19 protein-coding genes are annotated in these 23,576 nt (G+C 71.5%); 9 read left to right on the top strand and 10 right to left on the bottom strand.

The features are described 5' to 3' along the window. Positions 1–4: 4 nt before the first annotated feature. From FOF48_RS06675 to msrB, 3 genes are all read right to left on the bottom strand, one after another. A complete protein-coding gene (locus FOF48_RS06675) occupies positions 5–1,924 on the bottom strand; it encodes a glycosyl hydrolase family 18 protein (RefSeq protein ID WP_143899330.1) in 1,920 nt (639 codons plus the stop codon). 135 nt (positions 1,925–2,059) lie between these two features. Continuing rightward, positions 2,060–3,973: a glycoside hydrolase family 18 protein gene (locus FOF48_RS06670; protein WP_143899329.1), complete on the bottom strand. Its 1,914-nt coding sequence runs from the start codon at positions 3,971–3,973 to the stop codon at positions 2,060–2,062. A 113-nt stretch (positions 3,974–4,086) separates the two neighbouring features. Then, positions 4,087–4,509: a peptide-methionine (R)-S-oxide reductase MsrB gene (gene msrB, locus FOF48_RS06665; RefSeq protein WP_143899328.1), complete on the bottom strand. Its 423-nt coding sequence runs from the start codon at positions 4,507–4,509 to the stop codon at positions 4,087–4,089. 213 nt (positions 4,510–4,722) lie between these two features. Here msrB and FOF48_RS06660 point away from each other — a divergent pair, with 213 nt between their 5' ends. Then, positions 4,723–5,142, top strand: a complete 420-nt coding sequence (locus FOF48_RS06660) for a CBS domain-containing protein (RefSeq protein ID WP_143899327.1) — start codon at positions 4,723–4,725, stop codon at positions 5,140–5,142. 71 nt (positions 5,143–5,213) lie between these two features. Here FOF48_RS06660 and thrS read toward each other — a convergent pair whose 3' ends face one another. Further along, complete coding sequence (gene thrS / locus FOF48_RS06655) at positions 5,214–6,416, bottom strand: threonine--tRNA ligase (protein WP_143899326.1); 1,203 nt, start codon at positions 6,414–6,416, stop codon at positions 5,214–5,216. Positions 6,417–6,670: 254 nt separating this feature from the next. After that, entirely contained in the window at positions 6,671–8,518 is a 1,848-nt protein-coding gene (locus FOF48_RS06650) for an OPT/YSL family transporter (protein ID WP_143899325.1), read from the bottom strand. 136 nt (positions 8,519–8,654) lie between these two features. On the opposite strand from FOF48_RS06650, the gene FOF48_RS06645 reads away from it, so the two are divergent. Further along, complete coding sequence (locus FOF48_RS06645; protein WP_143899324.1) at positions 8,655–10,250, top strand: MBL fold metallo-hydrolase; 1,596 nt, start codon at positions 8,655–8,657, stop codon at positions 10,248–10,250. Here FOF48_RS06645 and FOF48_RS06640 read toward each other — a convergent pair. After that, the gene (locus tag FOF48_RS06640; RefSeq protein ID WP_143899323.1) at positions 10,202–11,233 is read right to left on the bottom strand and encodes a hypothetical protein; all 1,032 of its coding nucleotides are present in this window, start codon (positions 11,231–11,233) and stop codon (positions 10,202–10,204) included. The genes FOF48_RS06645 and FOF48_RS06640 overlap by 49 nt on opposite strands. A gap of 190 nt (positions 11,234–11,423) precedes the next feature. Here FOF48_RS06640 and FOF48_RS06635 point away from each other — a divergent pair, with 190 nt between their 5' ends. Together FOF48_RS06635 and FOF48_RS06630 are read left to right on the top strand one after the other, a co-directional pair. After that, complete coding sequence (locus FOF48_RS06635) at positions 11,424–12,242, top strand: methylase (RefSeq protein WP_143899322.1); 819 nt, start codon at positions 11,424–11,426, stop codon at positions 12,240–12,242. Positions 12,243–12,544: 302 nt separating this feature from the next. Further along, positions 12,545–13,864: a carbamoyl-phosphate synthase gene (locus FOF48_RS06630; protein ID WP_186001811.1), complete on the top strand. Its 1,320-nt coding sequence runs from the start codon at positions 12,545–12,547 to the stop codon at positions 13,862–13,864. Here FOF48_RS06630 and FOF48_RS06625 read toward each other — a convergent pair whose 3' ends face one another. The 3 genes from FOF48_RS06625 to FOF48_RS36370 all read right to left on the bottom strand — a co-directional run bounded on the left by FOF48_RS06625 (position 13,865) and on the right by FOF48_RS36370 (position 16,591). Continuing rightward, positions 13,865–15,316, bottom strand: a complete 1,452-nt coding sequence (locus FOF48_RS06625; RefSeq protein ID WP_143899321.1) for a pyridoxal-dependent decarboxylase — start codon at positions 15,314–15,316, stop codon at positions 13,865–13,867. Between the two features lie 14 nt (positions 15,317–15,330). Next, positions 15,331–16,191, bottom strand: coding sequence for a glycosyltransferase family 2 protein (locus FOF48_RS06620; protein ID WP_143899320.1), 861 nt, complete (start codon positions 16,189–16,191; stop codon positions 15,331–15,333). Between the two features lie 229 nt (positions 16,192–16,420). Beyond that, on the bottom strand, positions 16,421–16,591 hold the full coding sequence (locus FOF48_RS36370) for a hypothetical protein (protein ID WP_161664241.1): 171 nt from the start codon (positions 16,589–16,591) through the stop codon (positions 16,421–16,423). Between the two features lie 176 nt (positions 16,592–16,767). Between FOF48_RS36370 and FOF48_RS06615 the strand changes: the two genes are divergently transcribed. Then, positions 16,768–17,538: an arginyltransferase gene (locus tag FOF48_RS06615; RefSeq protein ID WP_143899319.1), complete on the top strand. Its 771-nt coding sequence runs from the start codon at positions 16,768–16,770 to the stop codon at positions 17,536–17,538. A gap of 31 nt (positions 17,539–17,569) precedes the next feature. On the opposite strand, the gene FOF48_RS06610 is transcribed toward FOF48_RS06615, so the two are convergent. Further along, positions 17,570–18,469 (bottom strand): alpha/beta hydrolase, encoded by a 900-nt coding sequence (locus tag FOF48_RS06610; protein WP_255441973.1) that lies wholly within the window; start codon positions 18,467–18,469, stop codon positions 17,570–17,572. A 136-nt stretch (positions 18,470–18,605) separates the two neighbouring features. Between FOF48_RS06610 and FOF48_RS06605 the strand changes: the two genes are divergently transcribed. The 4 genes from FOF48_RS06605 (at position 18,606) to FOF48_RS06590 (ending at position 23,541) form a co-directional block, all read left to right on the top strand. After that, the gene (locus FOF48_RS06605; RefSeq protein ID WP_143899318.1) at positions 18,606–19,415 is read left to right on the top strand and encodes a glycosyltransferase family 2 protein; all 810 of its coding nucleotides are present in this window, start codon (positions 18,606–18,608) and stop codon (positions 19,413–19,415) included. Next, the gene (locus FOF48_RS06600; RefSeq protein WP_143899317.1) at positions 19,415–20,581 is read left to right on the top strand and encodes a GNAT family N-acetyltransferase; all 1,167 of its coding nucleotides are present in this window, start codon (positions 19,415–19,417) and stop codon (positions 20,579–20,581) included. Before FOF48_RS06605 ends, FOF48_RS06600 begins: the two co-directional genes overlap by 1 nt. Positions 20,582–20,634: 53 nt before the next feature. After that, positions 20,635–21,771, top strand: coding sequence for a glycosyltransferase (locus FOF48_RS06595; RefSeq protein WP_143899316.1), 1,137 nt, complete (start codon positions 20,635–20,637; stop codon positions 21,769–21,771). Between the two features lie 87 nt (positions 21,772–21,858). After that, a complete protein-coding gene (locus tag FOF48_RS06590) occupies positions 21,859–23,541 on the top strand; it encodes a glutamine--tRNA ligase/YqeY domain fusion protein (RefSeq protein ID WP_143899315.1) in 1,683 nt (560 codons plus the stop codon). The last annotated feature ends 35 nt before the right edge of the window (positions 23,542–23,576 follow it).

Here is a 23,576-nt window from a genome sequence, read left to right as displayed (position 1 = left end):
CTGGCTACTGGAGGAAGGCCGCCTTCACCGCGTCCAGCAGCGGGTTGGCGCCGGTGGTGGGGTTGGTGCAGCCCTGGTTCACGGTCCAGATGATGGTGCCGCCATAGCCCTGGGCCTTGGCGAAGGCGCCCTTGGCGGCGATGGCCCGGGGCCCGTCGTAGGAGATCCACGTCACCGTCCCATCCTCCGGCAGGTTCGGAGGGGCGAAGGTGAGGTAGTCGGCCTGCGCGGTGTCATCCCAGTGGTAGGTGCCCTTGGGGGCATAGCCGGTGATCTTCTTGTACGTGAAGGAGTTGTCCCCGCCGACGTAGTCGGACCAGTCGGTGAAGGGCTGGTACGGGCCGGTGATGTGGCGCCACGCGAGGCCGTAGAACGGGATGCCCATGCCCAGCTTCGCCTTGGGGATGCCCGCCTGCACCCACAGCGCCAGGCTGGAGGCCACCGACGTGGGGTGCACGCCGGTCTCGCCCTTGAGCGCGGAGGTGAACCAGGACTGCCACCCGTCCCACGGACCAATCATCTCGTAGGACATGACGTTCACCTGGTCGAGGTAGGGCGCGAGCTGCGCGTACCAGGGGTCCGCGTCCTCCGGGAAGTTGATGTTGATCCAATGGATGGGGAAGGTGAGCAGCATGTTCGGCCGCGCCTGACGCAGGGCCTTCACCAGGGCGAGCAGGTTCGGCCGGTCCGCCACGTCCACGGGTTCCCAGTCCAGGTCGAGCCCGTCGTAGCCGAAGTCGTCCATCGCCTTGAGCAGGTTGGTGACGAACTTCGTCCGGTTCGCGTTGGAGGCGGCGCCCACCCAGCCGTCGTGTTCACCGGAGCCGCCCACCATGATGATCGCCTTGCGGCCCGCGGCGTGCGCGCGCTGTGAGAGCGTGCGGGCGATCTGCGGACCCTGGTCGTTGTCGAACTGGGTGCTGAGCGTGCCATCCGCCTTCGGGACGGCGCGGCCCACGAGGATGTGGGTGATCGCGCTGAAGTCCACCTTCTCCGGCGGATAGTCGTCCGCGTTCCAGCCCGTGTAGTAGCCCGACACCCACTTGCCCGTCGCGGTGGGCGGGGTGACGACGATGGTGGCGATGGCCTGCTTGCTCGGGTCCGCCTGGCTCTGGGCGACCACCCGGTACGTGCCCGCGGTCGCGGGCGCCGCATAGACGCCCTGGGCGGTGACGGTGCCGCCGTTCTGGGCGGGATCCACGGACCAGGTGACCGCGGTGTTGGGGCTGCCCGTCACCGTGGCGGTGAAGGCCTGCGTGGCGCCGGGAGCCAGCGTGGCGCTGGTGGGGCTCACGGTGACCTGCACCGGCGCCGCGGCCTGCTCCACGCCGATGTCGTCGAAGTAGAGCGGCGCCAGCGTCTTGCCGCTGTCTTCCTGGATCCAGATGCCGGTGAAGCTCGTCCGGCCCGCGGGGATCAGCTGGCTCATGGGAACGCGGCAGCTGACCCACTTCCCGGCCTGGACGGCGCCCCCGTCACAGGTGGGCCCCAGGGGGACGCCCACCGGCTGTGACGCGCCGATGATGGCTCGCACGCGGAGCGCCACGTTGTTGCTGTTCGTCCCCCCGTGCACCTTCAGCACCAGCGTGTCCCCGGTCGCGACCGGCACCACCGTCGGATGGGCGAAGTACAGGCCCTCCCAGGGCCCCATCGTCACGGAGATGGAGTATTGGCCCGTCGCCACGGGATTGGTGTTGCTCAGGGAGTGGACCTTCGCCCAGGTGGCGTCCACCCATGGCGACGCCAGCTGGTCCTGGTAGATCCACGCCGTCGAGGCCGCCTGGGCGCTCTGCTCGGTTTGCTGTTCGGCTTGCGGGGCGGCCTCCATCCCGCCCATGTCCCCGGGGCAGGCCGCCAGCGTGAGGCCCATGAGCAGCGCGGTGGCCATCACCCCGATCAACCACGTTGTCGAATGTCTTCGCATGGCACTCCTCCCCGGGAAGGTGAGCTGGACTGGCTCACGCGCCGCGCCGTGATGGCGGGCTCCTTCAGCTTCGGGATGGAGGCTGGGCCGGGCACCCCGACCTGGAGGAGGCCAGGGGAGGTCCTGGCGGACGTGCTACGGGAGGAAGGCCTTCTTCACCGCGTCCAGTAGTGGATTGTCGCCGGTGGCGGGGTCGGTGCAGCCCTGGTTCAAGGTCCAGAGGATGGTGCCCCCATAGCCCTCCTGCTTCACGAAGGCGCCCTTCGCGGCGATGGCCTGCGGGCTGTCGTAGGAGATCCACGTCACCGTGCCGTCCTCCACCTGCTTGTCCGGCGCGAAGGTCACGTAGCTGGCCTGGGCCTTCGCGTCCCACCGGTAGGTGCCCTGCTTCGAATAGCGGAGGATCTTCTTGTAGGTGAAGGAGTTGTCCCCGCCGACGTAGTCGGACCAGTCGGTGAAGGGCTGGTACGGGCCGGTGATGTGGCGCCACGCGAGGCCATAGAACGGGATGCCCATGCCCAGCTTCGCCTTGGGGATGCCCGCCTGGACCCACAGCTCCAGGCTGGAGGCGATGGACGTGGGGTGCAGCCCCTGCTCCCCGCGCAGCGCGGAGGTGTGCCAGGACTTCCACCCGTCCCACGCGCCAATCATCTCGTAGGACATCAGGTTCATCTGATCGAAATAGGGCGCGAGCCGCGCGAACCAGGGGTCGGCGTCGTCGGGGAAGTTGGTGTTGATCCAATGGATGGGGAAGGTGAGCAGCATGTTCGGCCGCGCCTGGCGCAGGGCCTTCACCAGGGCGAGCAGGTTCGGCCGGTCCTCCTGCTTCACCGGCTCCCAGTCCAGGTCGAGCCCGTCGTAGCCGAAGTCATCCACCGCCTTGAGCAGGCGGGTGACGAACTTCGCGCGGTTCGCGTCGGAGGCGGCGCCCACCCAGCCGTCGTGTTCGCCGGAGCCGCCCACCATGATGATCGCCTTGCGGCCCGCGGCGTGCGCGCGTCTGGCCAGGGTCCGAGCGATCTCCGGTCCCCGGTCGTTGTCGAACTGGGTGCTGAGCGTGCCATCCGCCTTCGGGATGACGCGGCCCACGAGGATGTGCGTGAGCGCGCTGAAGTCCACCTTCTCCGGCGGATAGTCATCCGCGTTCCAGCCCGTGTAGTAGCCCGACACCCACTTGCCGGAGCCGCCGGGCGAGGGCGGAGGGCTGGCCGGTGTGGACGCGTCCACCACCACGCGGGCCTCGGCCAGCTGGCTGGGATCCGCCTGGCTCCGGGCCATCACCCGGTACGTGCCCGGCTTCCGGGGCGCCGTGTAGACGCCGTCCGCGGTGAGGACGCCCCGCTCGTTGCCCGGCTCCACGGTCCAGGACACCGCCGTGTTGTCGCTGCCCATCACCGTGGCGGTGAAGGCCTGCGTGGCACCCGGCGCCAGGAGGATGCCCCGCGGCTCCACCGCGATGCCGACGCCCTTGGCCTCCGGCGCGGCCCCGCGCTCCACGCCGATGTCATCGAAGGAGAGCGGCGGCAGCGCCTTGCCGCGGTCCTCCTGGAGCCAGAGGCCGGTGATGCGCGTCCGCCCCTCGGGGACCAGCTGGCTCATGGGCACGCGGCAGGTGATCCACTTCCGTGCCGCGATGGCGCCCCCGTCACAGGTGGGGCCCAGGGGCACGCCCACCGGCTGCTCCGTGCCGATGACGACGCGCACGCGCACCGCCGCGCCCTGGCCGTCCTTTCCTCCGTTCACCTTGAGGACCAGCGTGTCTCCCGGTGCCACGTCGAAGCCCGGGTGGCCGAAGTACAGCGCCTCCCACGGGCCCAGCGCCACGGAGATGGCACGCGCGCCCGAGCCCCCAGCGACAGTGGCGCTCAGCGAGTGCGCGCCGGCCCAGGTCAGGTCCTCCCACGGCGGGGCCAGCCGGTCCTGGAAGAGCCACTCCGTCGCGCGGCCCGGAGGCGGCGCGGGCTTCGGAGGGGGGGCACCCCAGGCCACACCGTGGAAGAAGAGCGCGGTGACGAGCGCCGCCAGGAGTCCGGTCGAGGTTCGGCGCATGTCGCTCCAGCAGGGGCGGCGGGGCAGGGACTGGCGGGGGCCCGGAAGCAAGGGGAACCCCACGTCCGGGGCGGGTGCCTGAACGTGGGGAGCGGCGCGGCGGCCTGGGGTGCCTACGCCTGGACCAGCTCGATGGGGCTGCCTTCCGGGACGTGCTTCATGGCCACGGAGTTCATGCAGTAGCGCAGCCCGGTGGGCGGCGGGCCATCCGGGAAGACGTGGCCCAGGTGGCCGTCGCAGCGGGCGCAGCGGACCTCGGTGCGCACCATGCCGTGGGACACGTCGCGGATCTCCGTGACGGAGTCGGGCGACAGCGTCTGGGTGAAGGACGGCCAGCCGGTGCCGGACTCGAACTTCGTCCCCGATTTGAAGAGCGGGTTGTTGCACCCCGCGCACACGTAGGTGCCGGGCGTCTTGGTGCCGAGGAAGCAGCCCGTCCCCGGGTACTCGGTGCCGTGCCGTCGCAGCACGTCGAACTCCTCGGGGGTGAGGCGCTTGCGCCACTCGTCGTTGGAAAGGTTGAGCTTGTCCGCCATGGGTCCTCCTCCACGTTTCGGGCCTGGGCCCGGAGCACCGCGTTGGATGCTCCGCCGCGTCCTGCGTCGCACCGTATACCAGGGAGGCAGGCGGGGGGCTGGCACTCCGGCGTGACCCCGCACGTCCCAGCGGGCCTTGCCGCGCGTGGCGAACAGAGCGGTGCGCCATTTGTACTTCTCCGGAGCACCCCGCCCGTCACGAGGAGTTTCCCCATGCGGATTTCGGAGCTGATGCACAAGGACGTGGAGACCATCGACGCGGGGGAGTGCCTGCGCGCCGCCGCCGAGCGGTTGGACACCTGTACGCTCGGCGCGCTCCCCGTCACGGAGCACGGTGAGCTGGTGGGCCTGCTCACCGACCAGGACCTCTCCATGCGCTCCACCATCCACGGACAGGACCCCTACGTCGCCACCGTGCGCGACGCGATGACGGCCGCGCCCGTCACCTGCTCGGCGGACGACACGCTGGATGACGGCGAGCGCCTGATGGAGGAGCACCGCGTGAACCGGCTGGTGGTCGTGGACGCGGAGCACCGCGCGGTGGGCATCCTCCGCCGGGACGACGTCGCCTCCGTGCCCGACACGCTCCTGCGCCCCGGCGAGCCGCTGGAACACCTGAGCCTCTACTCCTGACCCTTCGACGGGCCCGGCGCCCCCCCTTCGGGTGAAGGGAGGACGCCGGGCCCTGGTTCACGTCGACGCGCTCAGCCCGCCACGGCCGGCTGACACGCCGCGGACAGCCACGCCACGGCCTCGTCCAGCGGCAGGTCGCGCTGGGCGCCGTCGCGCTGGCGCAGGCGGACGCCCTGGGCTTCCACCTCCCGGCCTCCCACCACCGCGAGGAAGGGGACGCCGTCCTCGTGCGAGCCCAGGACCTTCTTCGACAGCGACTCGTCCCGCACGTCCGCCCGGGCGCGGCAGCCCGCGCGCCGCAGCCGCGCGGCCAGCGCCTCCGCGTACGCGGCGGCCCCCTCGCCCACGGAGGCCACCACCACCTGCTCGGGCGCGAGCCATGCGGGCAGCGCGCCCCCGTGGTGCTCCAGCAGGACCCCGATGAAGCGCTCCAGGCTGCCGAACAGCGCGCGGTGAAGCATCACCGGGCGCAGGCGTTCTCCGGACGGCCCGGCGTAGTGCAGGTCGAAGCGCTCCGGGAGCACCAGATCCAGCTGGATCGTCCCGCACTGCCACGCGCGGCCCAGCCTGTCTTGCAGCACGAACTCCAGCTTGGGCCCGTAGAAGGCGCCCTGGCCGGGCTGCTCCATGCAGCTCAAGCCCGCCTGCCGCGCGGCGGACTGGAGCCACGCCTCCGCCTGGTCCCAGACCGTGTCATTTCCCGCGCGCGCCTCCGGGCGGCTGGAGAAGGCCACCTGCACGTCGTCGAAGCCGAAGCCCGCGTAGAACGCCTTGAGCGAGCGCACGAAGCGGACCACCTCGGCCTCCACCTGCTCCGCCGCGCAGAAGATGTGGCCGTCGTCCTGCGTGAATTGGCGCAGGCGGAACAGGCCGTGCAGCGCGCCGCTGCGCTCGCTGCGGTGCACCAGCCCGAACTCCCCCAGGCGCAGGGGCAGGTCGCGGTGGCTGGGCGCCATGCGCTGCACGAGCTGGATGTGGCCCGGGCAGCTCACCGGCTTGAGCGCCAGGTGCCGGTCGCCTTCCTCCAGGCAGAACATGTTCTCGCGGAAGTTCTCCCAGTGGCCGCTGCGCTCCCAGAGCGGCTGGGCGCAGAGCTGGGGCGTGCGGACTTCGCGGTAGCCCTCGTCGCGCATGCGCTGGCGGACGTGCTCCTCCAGCAGCCGGTACAGCATCAGTCCGCGCGGGTGCCAGAACACCATGCCCGGGGCTTCCTCCTGCAGGTGGAAGAGGTCCAGGCGCTGGCCCAGCGCGCGGTGGTCGTGTTCGTCGAGCATTGTCGTCTCCGTGTGTCGGTCGGGTTGAAGCAGCCGGGGCCGGACACGGGGCGTGTGAGGTTGCACGGTCGCCCCGGCCGGACTTCGGCGGGGCGGGAAACCGTGCGCTCGTCAGACCCCCGACACGCGCACCGCACCCACTCCCGCCGAAGCGGTGGTGGTGGTGGTCGCGGTGGTGGCGATGACGAGGTTCACGCGACAACAAGTGCTCCCGTAAGCACGGAAAGTCAAGCCGTGCTCCGGGGCAGGGGGGCTCAGCCCAGCAGCGCCATGAGGCCGTACAGGCCCACGAACAGGTAGAAGAGCGACTCGCCGGCGATGAGGCCGCCGCCCACCAGCGACATGGTGCTCATGTCCTCCGGCAGGACCGTCTCGCCAGGGGCGGGCGGACGCTGGAGGCGCTTGGAGACGGTGTTGAAGGCGGACGTGAGGATGCCGCCCGCGCCGAACCAGATCGTCGCCGGCAGCGCGATGAAGCCGCCGAACGCGTACGCGTAGGGGCTGGCCAGCACCACCGAGTCCATCACCCAGCCCACGCCGAACCCCGCCTTCGAGCCCTGCACGAAGCGCAGGTACGCCGGGTGGCGGCGGACGACCTTGCGGAGGATCTCCAGGGAGAGCCCGATGGCGAGGCCGATGAGCAGCGCCTTCACCTTGTAGTCCGACAGCGCGCCCAGGTCGCGGATGGCGCCCACGAACTTGTACGTCATCGCGGAGCTCCACTGGCCCACGTGGGTGTCCGGGTGATCCAGCTGGTTGACGGACAGCACCGGGTAGGCGCCCATGAACACGCGCGCCAGCGTCACGCACAGCACCGCGCCCATGCCGATGCCCAGCACCTGGTAGCGGAACTGCACCACGCGGTTGGTGCCCAGGCGCCACCCGGTGGAGCGGTCCTGCTGCATGTCGCAGCCCACCGACGTGGAGATGAGCAGGATGGAGGACGCCATCAGGCCCACCAGCGGATCCTTCAGCCCCAGCAGCGACATCAGCAGCACCGACATCACGAAGGCGCTGGAGATGGGGTTGTTGTCGCTGATGCCGTAGGCGATGCCGTTGATGAGGACGAAGAGCAGCGACAGCGCGAGCCCGAAGAGGATGAAGCCCGGGGGCTGGTGCAGCACCTGCGTGGCCACCACGACGACGGCCGCGCCCCAGCCCACCACCCAGGCGATGAGCCGGGGCACGTTGACCTTCTTCCACGCCGGCTCGTCGTCCACCGGCGCCTGCGCGCGGCCCCGGATGCGCGCCACCGCCTGCACCGCCAGCAGCGACAGGTCCACCAGCGCCGCGCCGCAGATCATCGCGAGCGAGATGAGGAAGCCGATCTTCCGGTACGGATCATTGGGCCCCAGCCACCCGATGTCGCGCAGGTACGGGGTGAGCGCGAAGCCCACGAGGCCCATGCCCATGGTGGGCACGGTGATGCGGCTGCCCACCACCATGCCCGCGCCCACCGTGGAGCTGCTCACGCTGAGCGCGGCGACCGCGGCCACCTTCTCCGTGAGCCACGCGGCCAGGATGCCCAGGCCGGTGCCGCCGCCCAGCTTCGCGATGGAGGCCTTGAGCAGGCGCTTGTCCGTGAGCGCGCGCAGGATGTTGGCCACCGCGTAGCCGGACGGGTAGTCCAACTGGAGCTTGTCCACGAGCAGCGGCGTGTAGAGCATGCCCACGCCCACGCCGAACATGCCCACGCACCCGACGAAGAGCATCAGCTGCCACGCGGGAGGCTGGGGCATGCCCAGCCACACCATGGCCTGGATGAGCACGGACATGGCGCACAGCGAGGCCACCGACGCGGCCATCGTCTGCATGTAGTTGGCGCCGTGCTTGCCCTCCGCGCCGTAGCCGTAGGTGACGACGCTGCCGAGGATGCCGGAGAGCACCTGGCTGGCGACGAAGAAGCCCAGGCTGAAGTTCATGTACGACGCGGCCACGCCTCCCAGCGGGCCCAGGATGAAGATGGCCACCGTGGCGAGCAGCAGGTGGTACTTCCAGGTGTCCACCGCGGGCAGGAAGCGGAAGCGCGGCGTGACGGCGTCGGGCACGGAGGACAGGGGGGCGGAGGGCTCCGGGGGGAGCGGCGCGGCGGGGTGGGCCATGGGTGCGGACGAGGGTACCGGCCCCGCCGGGAGCCGACAACTCGGGTCGTCCCATCGCCGAGCGCGAGCGGCCCGGCGGCCGGTCGCCCGTGGAGTCCCCTTGCGAAGGCCGGTGCTCCGTGCGACGTCGCACCGCATGCGACTCACCCTGCACCGCGGCGTCAGCCTGGCCGTCCTCGCCTCCGCCCGCACGGAGGCCGACCATCACGAGGACCTGGGATGCAGCATCCAGGGGCCCACCGCGCGTCCGGTGCGCCGCGCGCAACTGCCGCTGAAGCGCCACATCGCCGCGCTCGGGCGGGAGGGCGCGCTGCGCGAGGCCCAGGCGCTGATCCGCTGGCTGGAGCAGACGCCCCGCTACGCCGCGCTCTGCCAGGGCACGAAGCGGCGCATGGGGCGGCGCGTGCTGCGCGAGGACGTCCTCTTCCCGGATCCGCTGCGCCACCGTCCGCGCGTCCTGCACCTGCGCCAGGAGTCGCTGGGCCTGGATGTGCCGGTGCGCGCGAAGGACTGGCCGGCGGTGGCGGACCTGTTCGCCGCGCTCGCCCGGGGCGCCACGCGCGAGGAGCTCCGGGCCCTGGCCTCCGCGCCGGTGGTGGGCGAGCTGCTGGGCGACCTGTCGCAGGCCGGATGGCTCACGCGTCACGCGGGGCCGGTGCGGGTGCCCGCGCCGGGCGCCCTCTTCGTGGGACACAACACGGTGCTGGTCTCGGGCAGGGAGGGGCGCGTGCTGGTGGATCCCTACTTCCGTCCCGCGGGTGACGTGGACCTGCCCGGCTACGCGCCGTTGCAGGCAGGGGACCTGGGGCGGGTGGACGCGGTGGTCATCACCCACTCACACGGGGACCACTTCCACCTGGGCTCGTTGCTGCCCCTGCCGCGCGACACCCGCATCTTCGTGCCGGCGGTGGCGCGAGAGAGCCTCTTCTCCACGGACTGCGCGCTGCGGCTGGCCCAACTGGGGTTCTCGCGCGTGGAGGCCCTGCGCTGGGGCGAGCAGCGGCAGGTGGGCGACGTGACGGTGCACGCGCTGCCGTTCCACGGCGAGCAGCCCACGGACGGCGAGGGGCCCCACCCGGACCTCTTCAACGAGGGCAACACGTGGCTGGTGCGCTCGCCGGACTTCTCCGCGGCCTTCTTCGCGGACGCCGGCCATGACGTGCGAGGGGACATGGACGCGGTGTGCCGCCGGGTGCGCAAGCAGCAGGGCCCGGTGGACGTGCTCTTCTGCGGCGTGCGCGGCTTCCGGCTGCCGCCCATCTTCTTCGGCTTCACGACGTTGGATGCGTTCCTCGTCAACGTGCCCCGCGACGCCCTCACCACGCCGCAGCGGCTGATGGCGGGACCGGAGGAGGCGCTGCGCTACGGACAGCTGCTGGGCGCTCGCTATGTCGTGCCCTGCGCGGATGGCGGCGCCCCCTGGTACTGGCGCGAGGGCATGGGCCCCCGCTACGCCGGCTATCCGGGCGAGCCCGTCGCGGGCGCCAGCGCCATGGATGAGAATCCGGACGCGGATCCGTATCCGGAGCGGCTGGCCCCGGTGCGCGAGGAGCGGGGCGAAGGACCGGAGGCGCTCCTGCTGCGCCCCGGCGAGGCGCTGCGCTGGCGCGGGAAGCGGAAGCCGGAGGTGTCCCGCACGCCGGGCTTCGAGTGGCCCTTCGGCGACTGGCGCGAGCCCGCGCTTCAGCCGCCTCGCAGCGCGTCGCGCGCGCGCCAGAGGGCGGCCAGGTAGAGCGAGCCCAGGGCGGCGAGGCAGGCGAGGCCCACGTTCACGTTCCAGTGGATGACGCGGCTCACGTTCCAGCCGTAGAGGTCCACCAGGGTGCTCGGGTCGCTCAGGCCCACGCCCTCGATGCGGCCGAAGGGGATGCGGTCCGCGTCGGTGCGTGCCCCCCACCACTGCTCGAAGCCGTCCATGAACGCCGCCGCGCCGATGACGACGAAGCCCCAGCGCAGCGCCTGCTGGCGCAGGTAGTGGCGCTCGGGCACGTAGAACGTCGCCATCAGCAGCGTGCCCAGCACCATCAGGCCCGCGTCTCCGCCAAAGAAGGTGAGGGCCTTGGCCTGGGCGTGGGTGAGCCCGAACGTGCACACCGCCTGGAACCCGAGCAGCACCCCGCCCACGCCCACCCAGCTCCAGTGGCGGCGCTTCCAACCCCGCCACGCCAGCGCGCAGGACAGGGCCGCCATCACGAGGATCATGAAGACCGACCGGTCCTCGGACATGTGCGTCACCCAGAGCGTGGGCGTGGCGCTGAAGCCGCAGAACCACGCCGTGACGGCGTGCCCCAGCTCGTGCACCGGCATCGTGAGGAAGATGCGCAGCAACGCGTGGAAGCCAGGCGAACGGACCGCGAGGAGGGCGACGACGAGCGCCGCGGGCAGGACGCCCACTCGCAGCCACGCCTCGAACCGCGCTTCGGCGCCGTCGCGGTCGTCGAAGGGGAGCTCCGGCGTCGCGGGCGCCGGCATCGCCTCCACGTGGGGCGGCACGAACGAGGGAACCGCGTGGGCCTCCAGCGCCTCGCGCAGCGCGAGCCGTTGGTCCTCCGCCTCGCGCAGGGCCGCGTCGCGGGCCTCGCGGTCGCGGGCCTCGGCCTGCTGGGCGGCCGCGCGTGCCTCCGCGCGCAGGTAGATGACGCCGCAGGCCGGGCACTCGGGCCCGGTGGTTCGGGGCGCGCTACAGCGGGGGCAGCGGGCGGACGGAGCGCTCACGGAAAGCCAGATTCTAGGAGCACCGCGAGCGCGACGAAAATCACCTGAGATGGAGCAGGGGGGCCGTGCTGGGTGAAGGCAGGCGCCTGCTCCCTGGGGCCGGCGGTGAAAGGCCGAGGGTCCCTTGCTCCAGCGTGTCATGCCGCTTCCGGCCTTGACGTTCCAGGCCCCGCTCCCCCATGTCGGAGCGATGGACGCCGACCTGGACATCCGCACGCGGGGACGGACGGCTCCCGGACGCCTGCGCGCGCTGGATGCGTACCTGTGCCACTTCGAGTCCGAGCTCCTCTCCCGGAACGACGACGCCTGGGCCCGGGCCGCCTTCGTGGACGTGGGCTTCGGCGAGCATCCCTGGACCACGCTGGAGAGCGCCGTGGCCTTCCGCGCGCTCAACCCGGGCCTGCCCGTCGTCGGCGTGGAGCTGGACCCCGAGCGCGCCGCCGCGGCCGCGCGCGCCCACGCGGCTCCCCGCACGCACTTCCGCGAGGGCGGCTTCGCGCTGCCCCTGGCCCCGGATGAACCCGCGCGGCTGGTGCGCGCCATGAACCTGCTGCGCCAGGGCCCGCAGGAGCGCATCCCAGAGGCCCACCGCGCGATGGCGCGGGCGCTGCTGCCCGGGGGACTGCTGGTGGAGGGGAGCTCCGACACGGAGGGGGCGGTGCTGGTGGCCCACCTGCTGCGTCGGGTGGCCGGGGACGACGCGCCCGTGCGCGAGGGCCTGCTGTTTCACACCGACTTCTCCCGGGGCTTCGCGCCGCTGCTTCTTCGCGACTGGCTGCCCCGGGACCTGCGCCGCCGCGTCCGCCCCGGCGAGCCGATCCACGCCTTCTTCCAGGCCTGGGATGCGGCATGGAAGGCGGCGCGCGCCGCCGGCCATTCCGCGCCACCGGAGGCGTTCGCCGAATCCGTCCTCCGGCTGGCGCGCACGACGCCGGGTGTCACGCCCGACGCCTGGCTGCTGCCCCGGGGCGGCCTGTGCTGGCGGCCTCCCGGGGGGATCGCCCCCTGAAGTCAGCCCCGCCCCTGGGCGCGCAATCGTCTGGGGAGACCGTCGCAAGCGCAGCGGGAAAAGGTATCCTGCCGGGAATTGGGTTTCCGGTGGGGTCCCGACCCTCCGGACTCAGACGGCTCGACATGAACAGGCACCTTCTGACGCTTCTCGCCGCGGGGCTGATGGCCAGCACCTCGGTCGCCGGCCCGTCCACCCCTGATCTCGGGGGAGGCCGCCTCGCGCAGCGCCCCGACCGCCATTCCCGTCGTCCTTCCGCGCGGCCCCGCCGCGAGGCCGACCCCGCGAACCTGGAGCATGAGATGGAAGAGGCCGCTTACTCCGATGAGGCCCCCGCGGCCGTCATCGCGGCCCGTCCCCCCGCGTTGCTGTTCTCCGCCAACTTCTACGGCACCCTGGCCGCGGCGCGGTGTCTGGGCCGTCATGGGGTGGACGTGACGGTGGCGGACACCGGCCGCTTGGGGCCCGCGAGCTACTCACGCTTCGTCAGTCGCCGGGTGCAGTGTCCGCCGGAGTCGCAGCCGGAGGCCTTCCTCCAGTGGCTGGTGGACTTCGGCCTGCGCGAACCCGTCAAGCACGTGCTCTACCCGACGAGCGACGAGCTGGCGTGGCTCATCTCCGCGCACCGCTCCAAGCTGGAGGACCTCTTCCACCTCTACGACCCGGGCGTGGACGCGGTGTACGGCCTGCTCAACAAGCGCCGCCTCTACGAGGTGGGCACGGAGGTGGGGCTGCACCTGCCGCGCACCTGGTTCCCCCAGTCCGAGGAGGACCTGGAGCAGGTGCGCCGCGAGGCGAACTTCCCGGTGCTGCTCAAGCCCACGACGCAGATCCTCCACGCCACCCACCGCAAGGGCCAGCCGGTGGCGTCCCCGGACGACCTGGCGCGCGAGTACCGCGAGTTCGCGCGAGACACCTACGCGCCCATGCTCGTGAAGTTCGACCCCGCCGTGGTGAACCCCATGGTGCAGGAGTTCCACCCGGAGGCCGCGGAGGGCATCTACAGCCTCTCCGGCTTCGTGGACGAATCCGGTGAGCTGTTCGAAGCCCGCGCCGCGATGAAGGTCCTCCAGCGTCCGCGCCGCCTGGGCGTGGGCGTCTGCTTCGAGTCCGCGCCGCTGCGCCCGGACCTCGTCGCGGGCCTCACCCGGCTGTGCAAGCGGCTGGGCTACCACGGCGTCTTCGAGGTGGAGTTCATCCAGACGAAGGACTCCTACCTCCTCATCGACTTCAACCCGCGCTTCTACGGGCAGATGGGCTTCGACATCGCGCGGGGGCTGCCCCTGCCGCTGCTCGCGTACCACGCCGCCACGGGGGACCGGGACGCGCTCACCCGCGCCGTGGAGGACGCGCGCGAGGCCTGCTCCGCGCATGACGACGCGGTGTTCTGCAACCGCATCGCGCTGGAGATGCTGCTCAACCTCCAGCGGCTGTCCGGCGCGCTGCCGGCGCACGAGGCCCGGCAGTGGCGGGAGTGGTTCAACCTCCACAAGGCGAAGGCGGTGGATCCGCTCATCGACCGGGACGACATGATGCCCGCGGCGGTGGAGCTGGCCACCATCTCCTACGGGGCCGCGCGCCACCCCCGCGCCTTCCTGCGGATGATGGTCCTCAACCGCTAGCTAGCCGGCGGCGGCCGTGCGCGGGGGCGCGGAGCCCGGGTCGTCGAAGGTGATCAGGTCCTCGTGCGTCTCCGCCCGGCGCAGCAGGCGCACCTGCCCGCCCTCCAGGCCCACGATGGCCGGTTGCGGGAAGGAGAAGGAGGTGCCGAAGGGCACGAAGTACGCGCCCGCGTCCATGATGGCCAGCGTGTCGCCCACCTTCAGCTCCGGCAGCCGCACCGCGTGGTACAGCGTGTCGGCCGGGGTGCAGATGGGGCCCACCACCGTGTACGCCCGGTGCGCCGGCGCGTCCGGCCGCTCCACGTGGAAGAGCTGGTGGTATTCGTTGCGCACGCACTCCGCGTGGTTGATGCCCATGTCGAGCACCGCCCACATCCGCTCGCCGCCCTCCTTGAGCGCGTGCACGCGGCCCAGCAGCAGCTGGGTGTTGCCCGTCATCGCCCGGCCCGGCTCCAGGAAGATGCGCGGCCGCTTGCGGCCCTGCTTCGCGTAGTGCGACTCCACCTGGGCCACCACCTTGGCCACGTACCGCTCGATGGAGAGCGCCGCCGCGAAGTCCGGCGCGGGCAGGTCGCGCTGGAAGGTGAGGTTGAGCCGCCAGTCCCGCTGCTCGATGTGCTCCACCGTCGGCGTGCAGAGGCTGCCGCCCAGGTCCAGCACCTCCAGGTCCAGCCCCAGCTCCCGGTGCAGCTCGTCCGCGAAGTCCAGCACGGAGGCGACGAAGGCCTCCAGCTCCGCCTCCGTGCGGATGAGCTCACCCCGGTGCGCGTGCAGGCCCACGACGTCCAGCGTCCCCGCCGCCAGCGCCTGGCGGTACGCCGCGAGCGCCTCTCCTCCCGCGATGGGCGTGCCGAACTGCGACGTCCAGCCGGTGGCGGTCGTCACGCGCACCGCGACGCGGGGGCGCTTGCCCAGCTCCGCCGCGTGGCGCGCGAACACGTCCAGCTCCTCGCGGTGGTTGGCCGCCAGCAGGCCGATGCCCCGGGTGATGGACTCGCGGATGGACGCGTCCGACTTCACCGGGCCGTTGTAGACGATGCGCTCCGGCGCCACGCCCAGCTTGAGCGCGAGCCACAGCTCGTAGGCGGAGATCACCTCCGCGCCCACGCCCCGCGCGTGCAGCGCGGACAGCACGCCCGGCACGGGGTTCGTCTTGTACGAGTAGTACACCTCGCAGCCGCCGGCCGCCCCCGGGGGCACCGCCTGGAACGCGTCCGCGTTGCGGTGCAGCGCGGCCAGGTGCACCACGTGCAGCGGCGAGCCGTGCTCCCGCGCCAGCTTCGACAGCGACACGCCCTCCAGGAACAGCCCCTGGCCGGCGCGCGACTCCAGCTCCCACGTCCCCGGGGGGAGGGAGGCGCGCGCGGGGGCCATCGCGCGTTGCACCACGGGCCCCAGGGTCTGCTTCAGCTGCCGCTTGGCGGTTCCAACGAGACGACGGCGCAGGCTCACGGGGTGGGGCCCTTTCAGGAAGCGTCAGGCAGCTTGAGGGGGAGGAAGCGCGTCAGGCCGAAGCGGCCCTTCAGCGCGCGCGTGGCCAGCTGGAGCAGGCGGTACTCCAGCTCACCGTGTTCGCGCCGGTACTTGTTGTGGATGATGGCGTTGGACTCCGCCACGGACTTCTCCACCTTCTCGCCCTTCTTGCCCAGGTCGTGCATCAGCGACGGCTTGCCCACGCGGTAGTTGAGGATGGGCCGGTTGACGTAGACGTGGCCGTAGCGGCGGATGCCGCGCAGGTAGAAGTCCACGTCCTCGTAGACGGGGATGTTCGGATCGAACCCGCCCAGCGGCTGGAAGTACTCGCGGCGCACCATGCACGCGGAGTTCACGTACAGCGTGCCCAGGAACAGGATGTGCGCCACCGTCCAGGCGCTGTTGGGCGTGGTGGCCCCCACCTTCGCGACCCGCTCGAAGTAGGTGCTCTTGTCCTCCAGCCACTCGGGGTCCTCGCTGAAGGGCACCACCCAGCCCACCGCCACGCCCGCGTCCGGCCGCGCGTCCAGCGCCGTGACCATCGACTTGAGCGCGCCCTCCGCCAGCAGGTCGTCGTCGTCCAGGAAGTGCAGGTAGCGGCCCCGGGCCAGCGTGGCGCCGTGGTTGCGCACCAGCGCGGGCCGGCCCTTCGACGGCACCTCCTGCTTGAAGTAGCGCACGCGCGCGTCGCCCATGCCCTGCACCGCGTCGCGCGCCGTGCCCTCGGCCGAGTCGTCCAGGACCAGCACCTCCACCTGGACGCCTTCCTGACGCAGCGCGGAGTGGATGGCCTCCACCACTTCCTTCTCGCGCTTGTACGTCGGCATCACCACCGAGACATCGATTGAGGACATATGCCCCGGACTTATACCGGTGGCGCCCCACGACTGAGAAGCCAGCCCGCGACACCCCGTGTCCGGGGCATTTCGCCACGGGGGCATTCCGCCCCAGGTCCCCCCTGTGTCCGGCTTCACCCGCCCGCTGTTCGAGGAAGCGGACGCGCTCCGTCGACTGCAAGAACGGCACGGTTTACAGGGCAGGCGCGACAGACTTGCCACACCGTGGCCGGCCGCCCGCGGTGCTTCAGAAGCTGGCGATGGCGAAGTCGAACGTGTGGGGTTCCTCCGCCACGTCCCCTGCGGCGGAGCAGGGGGCCGGGCCGTCCTCGTCGAGGAACGCGCCGCTGTAGAGGGGGCCGTCCGCCTCCTCGGGTTCCATCAGCGGCCATCCGGGGTGCAGCTCCTCGCGGGCCATGGGCGTCCATCCCTTCGCGCAAGCGCTACGGCGACGAGCCAGGGCTTGCAGTCGTTGTGCCACCTTCGGATACGAACAGGCCCGGCCATCCGGGTCGGTTTCGACGGAGGGTGGGTCGCCGGACGGGCAGGCATGGCTTGACGCGAAGCCCTGGGGCCGACAGGAAGGGAACACCGATGGCCGTCCTGCTGGCACATGAAATCGAGAACCCGCGTCCGTGCAGCTACCTGCCGGAGCGGGAGGCGTCCCTGGAGACGCTGTTGATGCGCGACGTGACGGCCCAGGAGTACGAGCACCTGCTCGTGCGCGGCTGGAGGCGGTTCGGGCCGCAGTACTTCCGGCCCGCGTGCGCGGCGTGCCAGGAGTGCGTGTCGCTGCGCGTGCCGGTGGCGGGCTTCACGCCCAACCGCAGCCAGCGCCGGGCCCGCGCGGCGTGCGCGCACCTGCGCGTGGAGGTGGGGCCGCCGCGCGTGGACGAGGAGCGCCTGTCCCTGTACCGCGCGTGGCACGCGGAGCGGGAGACGGCGCGCGACTGGGATGCGTCCGAGCTGGGCGCGCGGGAGTACTCGCTCCAGTTCGCCTTCCCGCACCCGTCCGCGCGCGAGGTGGCCTGGTACGACGACAGCGACCCGGCCGGCCCGAAGCTCGTGGGCCTGGGCCTGTGCGACGAGACGCCGCGCGCGTGGAGCGCGGTGTACTTCTTCTACGACCCCGCCTACGCGCGGCTGTCGCTGGGCAAGGCGAGCGTCCTGTTCCAGGTGGAGCTGGCGCGAGAGCGGGGCATCCCATACGTCTACCTGGGCTACCGCGTGCTGGCGTGCGACTCCCTGCGCTACAAGGCCGGCTTCCGTCCTCACGAGCTGCTGGAGGGCCGGCCCGCGCTGGACGCGCCGCCGGAATGGCGTGCCGCGCCCGAAGCACCGCCGGAGCCGCCGGGCGCGTCCTGACACGTCCTGACGCGGTCGGACGCAGGGGCCGTCAGGCGCCGCCGAGCAGCGCCGCGTCGAAGAAGTCGCGCAGGTGGTGCGCGTACGCCTCCGGGGCCTTCTTCGCGTACTCGCCGTGGTGCGCGCCGGGCACGACCCAGTACGACTTGGGTTCGCACGCGGCCTGGAACAGTGCGTCCTGGAGGAACGCGGGCGCGTACGGATCCACGTCGCCGTTGATCAACAGCAGCGGCCGGCCCTTCAAATCACACAGGCGCTTCATGGGGTCCACCGCGTCCACGTCCACGCCGGACAGGCGCAGGGTCCACAGCACCGGCTGCACGCTCAGCGGGCCCCACTTGCCGTAGCTGTAGCGCGTGTCCGCCTCCAGCGACGGGTACGCGCCCGCGGCGGCCACCGCCTTGAGCCGTGGGTCGTCCAGCGCCCCCAGCATCGCGGTGGTGCCGCCCATGGAGAAGCCCAGCACGCCCAGCCGGGAGGGGTCCACGTCGTCGCGGTGCGAGAGGAAATCCACCGCCGCGCGCAGGTCCTCGCGCTCGCGGTCGCCCCAGGTCACCAGGTCGCCCTCGCTCTCGCCGTGGCCGCGCGAGTCGAAGAGCAGCACGCCGTAGCCCGCGCGAGAGAGCACCTCCGCTTCGAAGAGCATCTGCGTGCGGTTCTCCGCGAAGCCGTGCATCACCGCCACCGCCGCGCGGTTGCGCGAAGGCAGGTACCAGCCGCGCAGCGTCAAGCCATCGCGCGTGCGCAGCGCCACGTCCGTGCGCTCCGCGAGCATCCCGGCGTCGAGCGGCCTCAGCGACTGGCGCACGGGGTGCATCACGGCGCGCGCGGTGCGGACGTTGCGCAACGCGATGACGGCCACCACCGCGAACGCCCCCAGCAGGGCGAACGCGAGAAGCCGGAGGGGAGGGGGACGGATGGGTTTCTTCACGAGGATGGATTGTGAGCCTATACCCAGCGTCCGGTTCCCGGCAGCAGTCCCCCCCGGGTTGTTGATTCACCAAGCAGTGAAGGCCGAGTCCCGCCCCACATGGCGCACCGGGGGTGCCGTGGCTGGAGGTGCTGACATGACGCCCGATGTCTCCGTGGTGGTGCCCACCTTCCGCCGTCCCGCGCTCGTGGTGGAGGCGGTGCGGAGCGCGCTGTCGCAGGACGGCGTGCGCGTGGAGGTCCAGGTGCTGGACGACAGCCCGGAGGGCTCCGCGCGAGAGGCGGTCCTCGCGCTGGGGAACGCGCGCGTGCGGTACGTGAAGCGCGACGTGCCCACCGGCGGCAACCCCGCCACGGTGCGCAACGAGGGCTGGCCCGGCGCCACCGGCCGCTACCTGCACTTCCTGGACGACGACGACCGCGTGGCCCCGGGCGCCTACCAGGCGCTCGCGCGGGCGCTCGACGCGCACCCGGAGCGGGGCGTGGCCTTCGGACGGGTGGAGCCCTTCGGGGACGACCCCGCGGTGCTGGCCCGGCAGACGGCGTACTTCGAGGACGCGGCGCGCAGGGCCCGCGTCGCGCAGCGGCTGGGGTCGCGGCGCTGGATGGTGGCGAACATGCTGTTCCGGCCCACGGTGCTGGTGAACTCCGCGTGCCTCATCCGCCGGGAGCTGTTGCCCGAGCTGGGCGGCTACGACACGCGGCTGCCGCTGGTGGAGGACGTGGACTTCTACCTGCGCGCCATCCGCCGCGCGGGCGCCGTGTTCCTGGACCGCGCGGTGCTGGAGTACCGGACCGGCGCGCCCTCGCTGATGCACAACGAGCGCGACGCCAGCAAGGCCATGAGCGCCTACCGGCTCATCCACGAACGCTACCGGCGGGAGTGGGGCGCGGTGGAGCACACCGCGCTCAAGCTCGCCACCCGTACCGTCCTGCGGTGGCTCTGATGCGCCTCTTCGTCCAACAGGTGGACACGGTGGAGGGGTTCCACGCGCTGGGCCCGGAGTGGCGGGCGCTGGCGGAGCGGGTGGGGCAGGGGCTGCCCTTCGCCACCTGGGAGTGGAACATCACCTGGTGGCGCCACTTCCAGGAGCAGCGCCACAGCGTGCGCGACCACCTCTTCGTGCTCGCGGTGAGGAGCGCGGACGGGACGCTCCGGGCGGTGGCGCCGCTCATGCGCACGGAGCGCCCGGGGTCCGGCCCCGTGCGCGCGCGCGTGCTCCAGTTCCTGGGCGCGGACCCCAACGTCACGGAGCTGCGCGGGCTCATCTGCGCGCCGGAATGGGAGGCCCCCGCCTACGCGGCCCTCACCCGGCATCTGCGCGCGCACGCGTCCGAATGGGATTGGATCCTCTGGTGCGGCATGGACCTGCAGGGGCCCGCCATGGGGGAGCTGTCCCGCATGGCGCCGCTCACGCCGCTGCGCGAGGTGCCCGCGTATGTGTTGCCGCTGGCCCCGACCTGGGAGGCGTTCAAGGCGGGGCGCTCGCGCAACATCAAGGAGTCGCTGCGCAAGTGCTACAACTCGCTCAAGCGCGACGGGCTGTCCTTCACCTTCCAGGTCGCGCGGACGCCCCAGGAGGTCGCCGGGGCGCTGACCGACTTCTTCCGCCTGCACCAGGCCCGCGCGGAGGCGGAGGACGCGGGCGTGCGGCACCGCGACGTGTTCGGTTCGGAGCAGGCCCGGGGTTTCCTCACGGACCTCTGCCAGCAGCTCGCGCGCCAGGACGCCGTGCGGGTGTTTCAACTGTGTATTGGCGGCGCCGTGGTTGCCAGCCGAGTCGGCTTTGTCCGCGGTGACACACTTTATCTCTACTATTCCGGTTATCTGCCGCGCTGGGGGGACTACAGCGTGATGACCACCACCGTGGCGGAGGCGCTCCAGTACGCCATCCAGCAGGGGCTGAAGGTGGCGCACCTCTCCTCGGGGAGGGACGTGTCGAAGCTGCGCTGGGGACCCCAGGAGATCCAGAAACACGACGCCCTGCAACTGTCTCCAGAGTGGCGGGGGCGCGCGGCCTTCGCTACCTATCGCAAGGTGCGTGAGCTATTGAGCAACGAGCAACTCCAGGGATGGGCCCGTCGGACGCTCGCGCGCCGGGCGGGAGAATAAAAATCATTTCTTACCGGGAATCCCAGACATTGGACCTGCAGGCGCGGCGAGACATGACGGCCTCGGTCCCTGAGCGGCGGCGAGTGCTGTTCACGCTCGTCTTCATGGGGACGGGCGGCATCGAGCGCTCGGTGTGCAACGTGCTGGCGGGCCTGGACCGGGAGCGGTTCGAACCCTCGCTGTTCTTCCACCACGGGCCGCCGCCGCCGGACACGCGCGGGCGGATCCCCTCGGACGTGCCCATCTCCTGGGGCGTGGGGGTGGAGGCGTACCGGCGCTGGGAGCTGCCCCGGATGCTCTGGCGGCTGTTCCACGAGGCGCGCAAGGCGGACATCATCGTCTCCGGACAGGAGGGCCGGGCGGCCCTGCTGGCGCGGATGGCGGGGGCCCTGCTGGGCAAGCCGGTGTTGGGGATGGTCCACTTCGATTGGGGGGCCTTCCACCGGGAGCAGCCGCGGCGCCAGCTCTGGGGCTTGAAGGTGCTCTACCCGGGGATGGACCGCATCGTGGCGTGTGGCTACGACTCCGCGAAGGCCTTCGCGGAGCTGGTGAACGTGGACCGGGAGCGGCTGGAGGTCATCCCCAACTTCGTGGACGCGGAGCGGATCCGCGCCGCGTCGGACGCGCCCCTGCCTGCCTGGGCGGAGCCGGTGTTCCAGAAGCCGGTGGTCATCGCGGTGGGACGGCTGGAGCCGCAGAAGTCCTTCGACGTGCTCATCCGCGCGCACGCCCGGATGCGGGCGGCTGGCTCCGACACCCACCTGCTCATCCTGGGGGTGGGGTCGCTGGAGGCGGACCTGAAGGCGCTGGTGGAGGAACTGGGCGTGGGGGCTTCGGTGTTCATGCCTGGGTATGCCGACAACCCGCATGCGCTGATGCGCCGGGCCACGGCCTTCGCCTTGTCGTCCCGCTTCGAGGGGCTGCCCATGGTGCTGTTGGAGGCGCTGGCGCTGGGGTGCCCCATCGTCAGCACGGACTGCCCCTCGGGCCCTGCGGAGGCCCTGGACGGGGGCCGGGCGGGCGTGCTGGTGCCCATGGAGAACGACGGGGCCATGGCGGAGGCCCTGGGCCGGGTGGTGACGGACGGGGACTGGCGGGCGCAGCTGCGCCAGCGGGCCCTGGCGCGGGCGGAGGAGCTCTCCGCCGAGCGGGCCCTCAAGGCCTGGGAGTCGCTGCTGGCGGAGGTCTGAGGCGGTCCGCCCCAGACGGGAGGACAGGCGATGGGGTCAGGAAAACCTTGCCCCCCCTGTCCGGCTTCACGAGGATTCGCACCCATCATGACGACGACGAATGAGACGCAGGGCCTCAACTTCCTCCAGGAAGTCGTTGAGGAAGACCGGCGGACGGGAAAGCACGGCGGACGCGTGCACACCCGCTTCCCGCCCGAGCCCAACGGCTACCTCCACATCGGTCACGCCAAGTCCATCGCGCTGAACTTCGGCCTGGCGCAGCAGTATGGCGGCAAGTGCAACCTGCGCCTCGACGACACCAACCCGCTCACCGAGGACACGGACTACGTGGAGTCCATCCAGCGCGACGTGCGCTGGCTCGGGTTCGACTGGGACGACCGGCGCTTCTTCGCGTCCGACTACTTCGACCGGCTCTACGCCTTCGCGGAGCAGCTCATCTCCCAGGGCCAGGCCTACGTGTGCAGCCTGTCGCCGGAGGAGATCAGCCAGTACCGCGGTGACTTCACCACCCCGGGGCGGGACAGCCCGTACCGCACGCGCACGGTGGAGGAGAACCTGGACCTGTTCCGCCGGATGAAGGCGGGCGAGTTCCCCGACGGCAAGCACACGCTGCGCGCGAAGATCGACATGGCGTCGTCGAACCCCGTGCTGCGCGATCCGCCCATCTACCGCATCCGGCACGCGCACCACCACCGCACGGGCGACACGTGGCGCATCTACCCGCTCTACGACTTCGCGCACTGCCTGTCGGACGCCATCGAAGGCATCACGCATTCGGTGTGCACGCTGGAGTTCGAGAACCGCCGCGTGCTGTACGACTGGATCGTCGACGCGCTCATCAAGGGCGACCGGCCCTACCAGTACGAGTTCGCCCGGCTGAACCTCACGTACACGGTGATGAGCAAGCGCAAGCTGCTCCAGCTGGTGACGGAGCGGCTGGTGTCCGGCTGGGATGATCCGCGCATGCTGACCATCAGCGGCCTGCGCCGCCGGGGCTACACGCCCGCGTCGCTGCGCGACTTCGCCAGGCGCATCGGCGTGAGCAAGTCCGACAGCCTCATCGACATGGGCGTGCTGGAGCTGAGCATCCGGGACGACCTCAACGAGACGGCGCCGCGCGCGATGGCCGTCCTGCGCCCGCTCAAGGTCGTGCTGGAGAACTACCCGGAGGGGCAGACGGAGGAGCTGGAGGTCGCCAACCATCCGCAGAAGCCGGAGCTGGGCACGCGCAAGGTGCCCTTCGGCCGTGAGCTCTACATCGAGGCGGAGGACTTCCAGGAGGTGCCGCAGAAGGGCTTCTTCCGCCTGGCGCCGGGCAAGGAGGTGCGCCTGCGCGCGGCGTACTTCATCAAGTGCGAGCAGGTCATCAAGGACGCGGCGGGCAACATCACGGAGCTGCGCTGCACCTATGACCCCGCGACGCGCGGCGGGGACTCGCCGGATGGCCGCAAGGTGAAGGGCACGCTGCACTGGGTGCCGGGCAACGCGCCCGTCGCGCAGGTGCGGCTGTACGACCGGCTCTTCTCGGTGGAGCAGCCGGACCGCGACAAGGAGAAGGACTTCAAGGCGTTCCTCAACCCGAACAGCCTGGAGGTCGTGGCCGACGCGCGCGTGGAGCCGGGGCTGGCCGCCGCGAACCCGGGGGACCGCTTCCAGTTCGAGCGCCTGGGGTACTTCTGCGCGGACTCGCTGGACTCCAAGCCGGGCGCGCCGGTCTTCAACCGCACGGTGACGCTGAAGGACTCGTGGGTGAAGGAGCAGAAGAAGTAGGGCGCTGCTTCCAGGCCCCGCTGTTGAATGAAGCC

Origin of the sequence: Corallococcus sp. Z5C101001, assembly GCF_007352635.1 — a bacterium.
GTDB classification, from domain to species: Bacteria; Myxococcota; Myxococcia; order Myxococcales; family Myxococcaceae; genus Corallococcus; species Corallococcus silvisoli.
The sequence above is the reverse complement of the archived record's forward strand: the minus strand, read 5'-3'. Positions and strand labels throughout refer to the sequence as shown.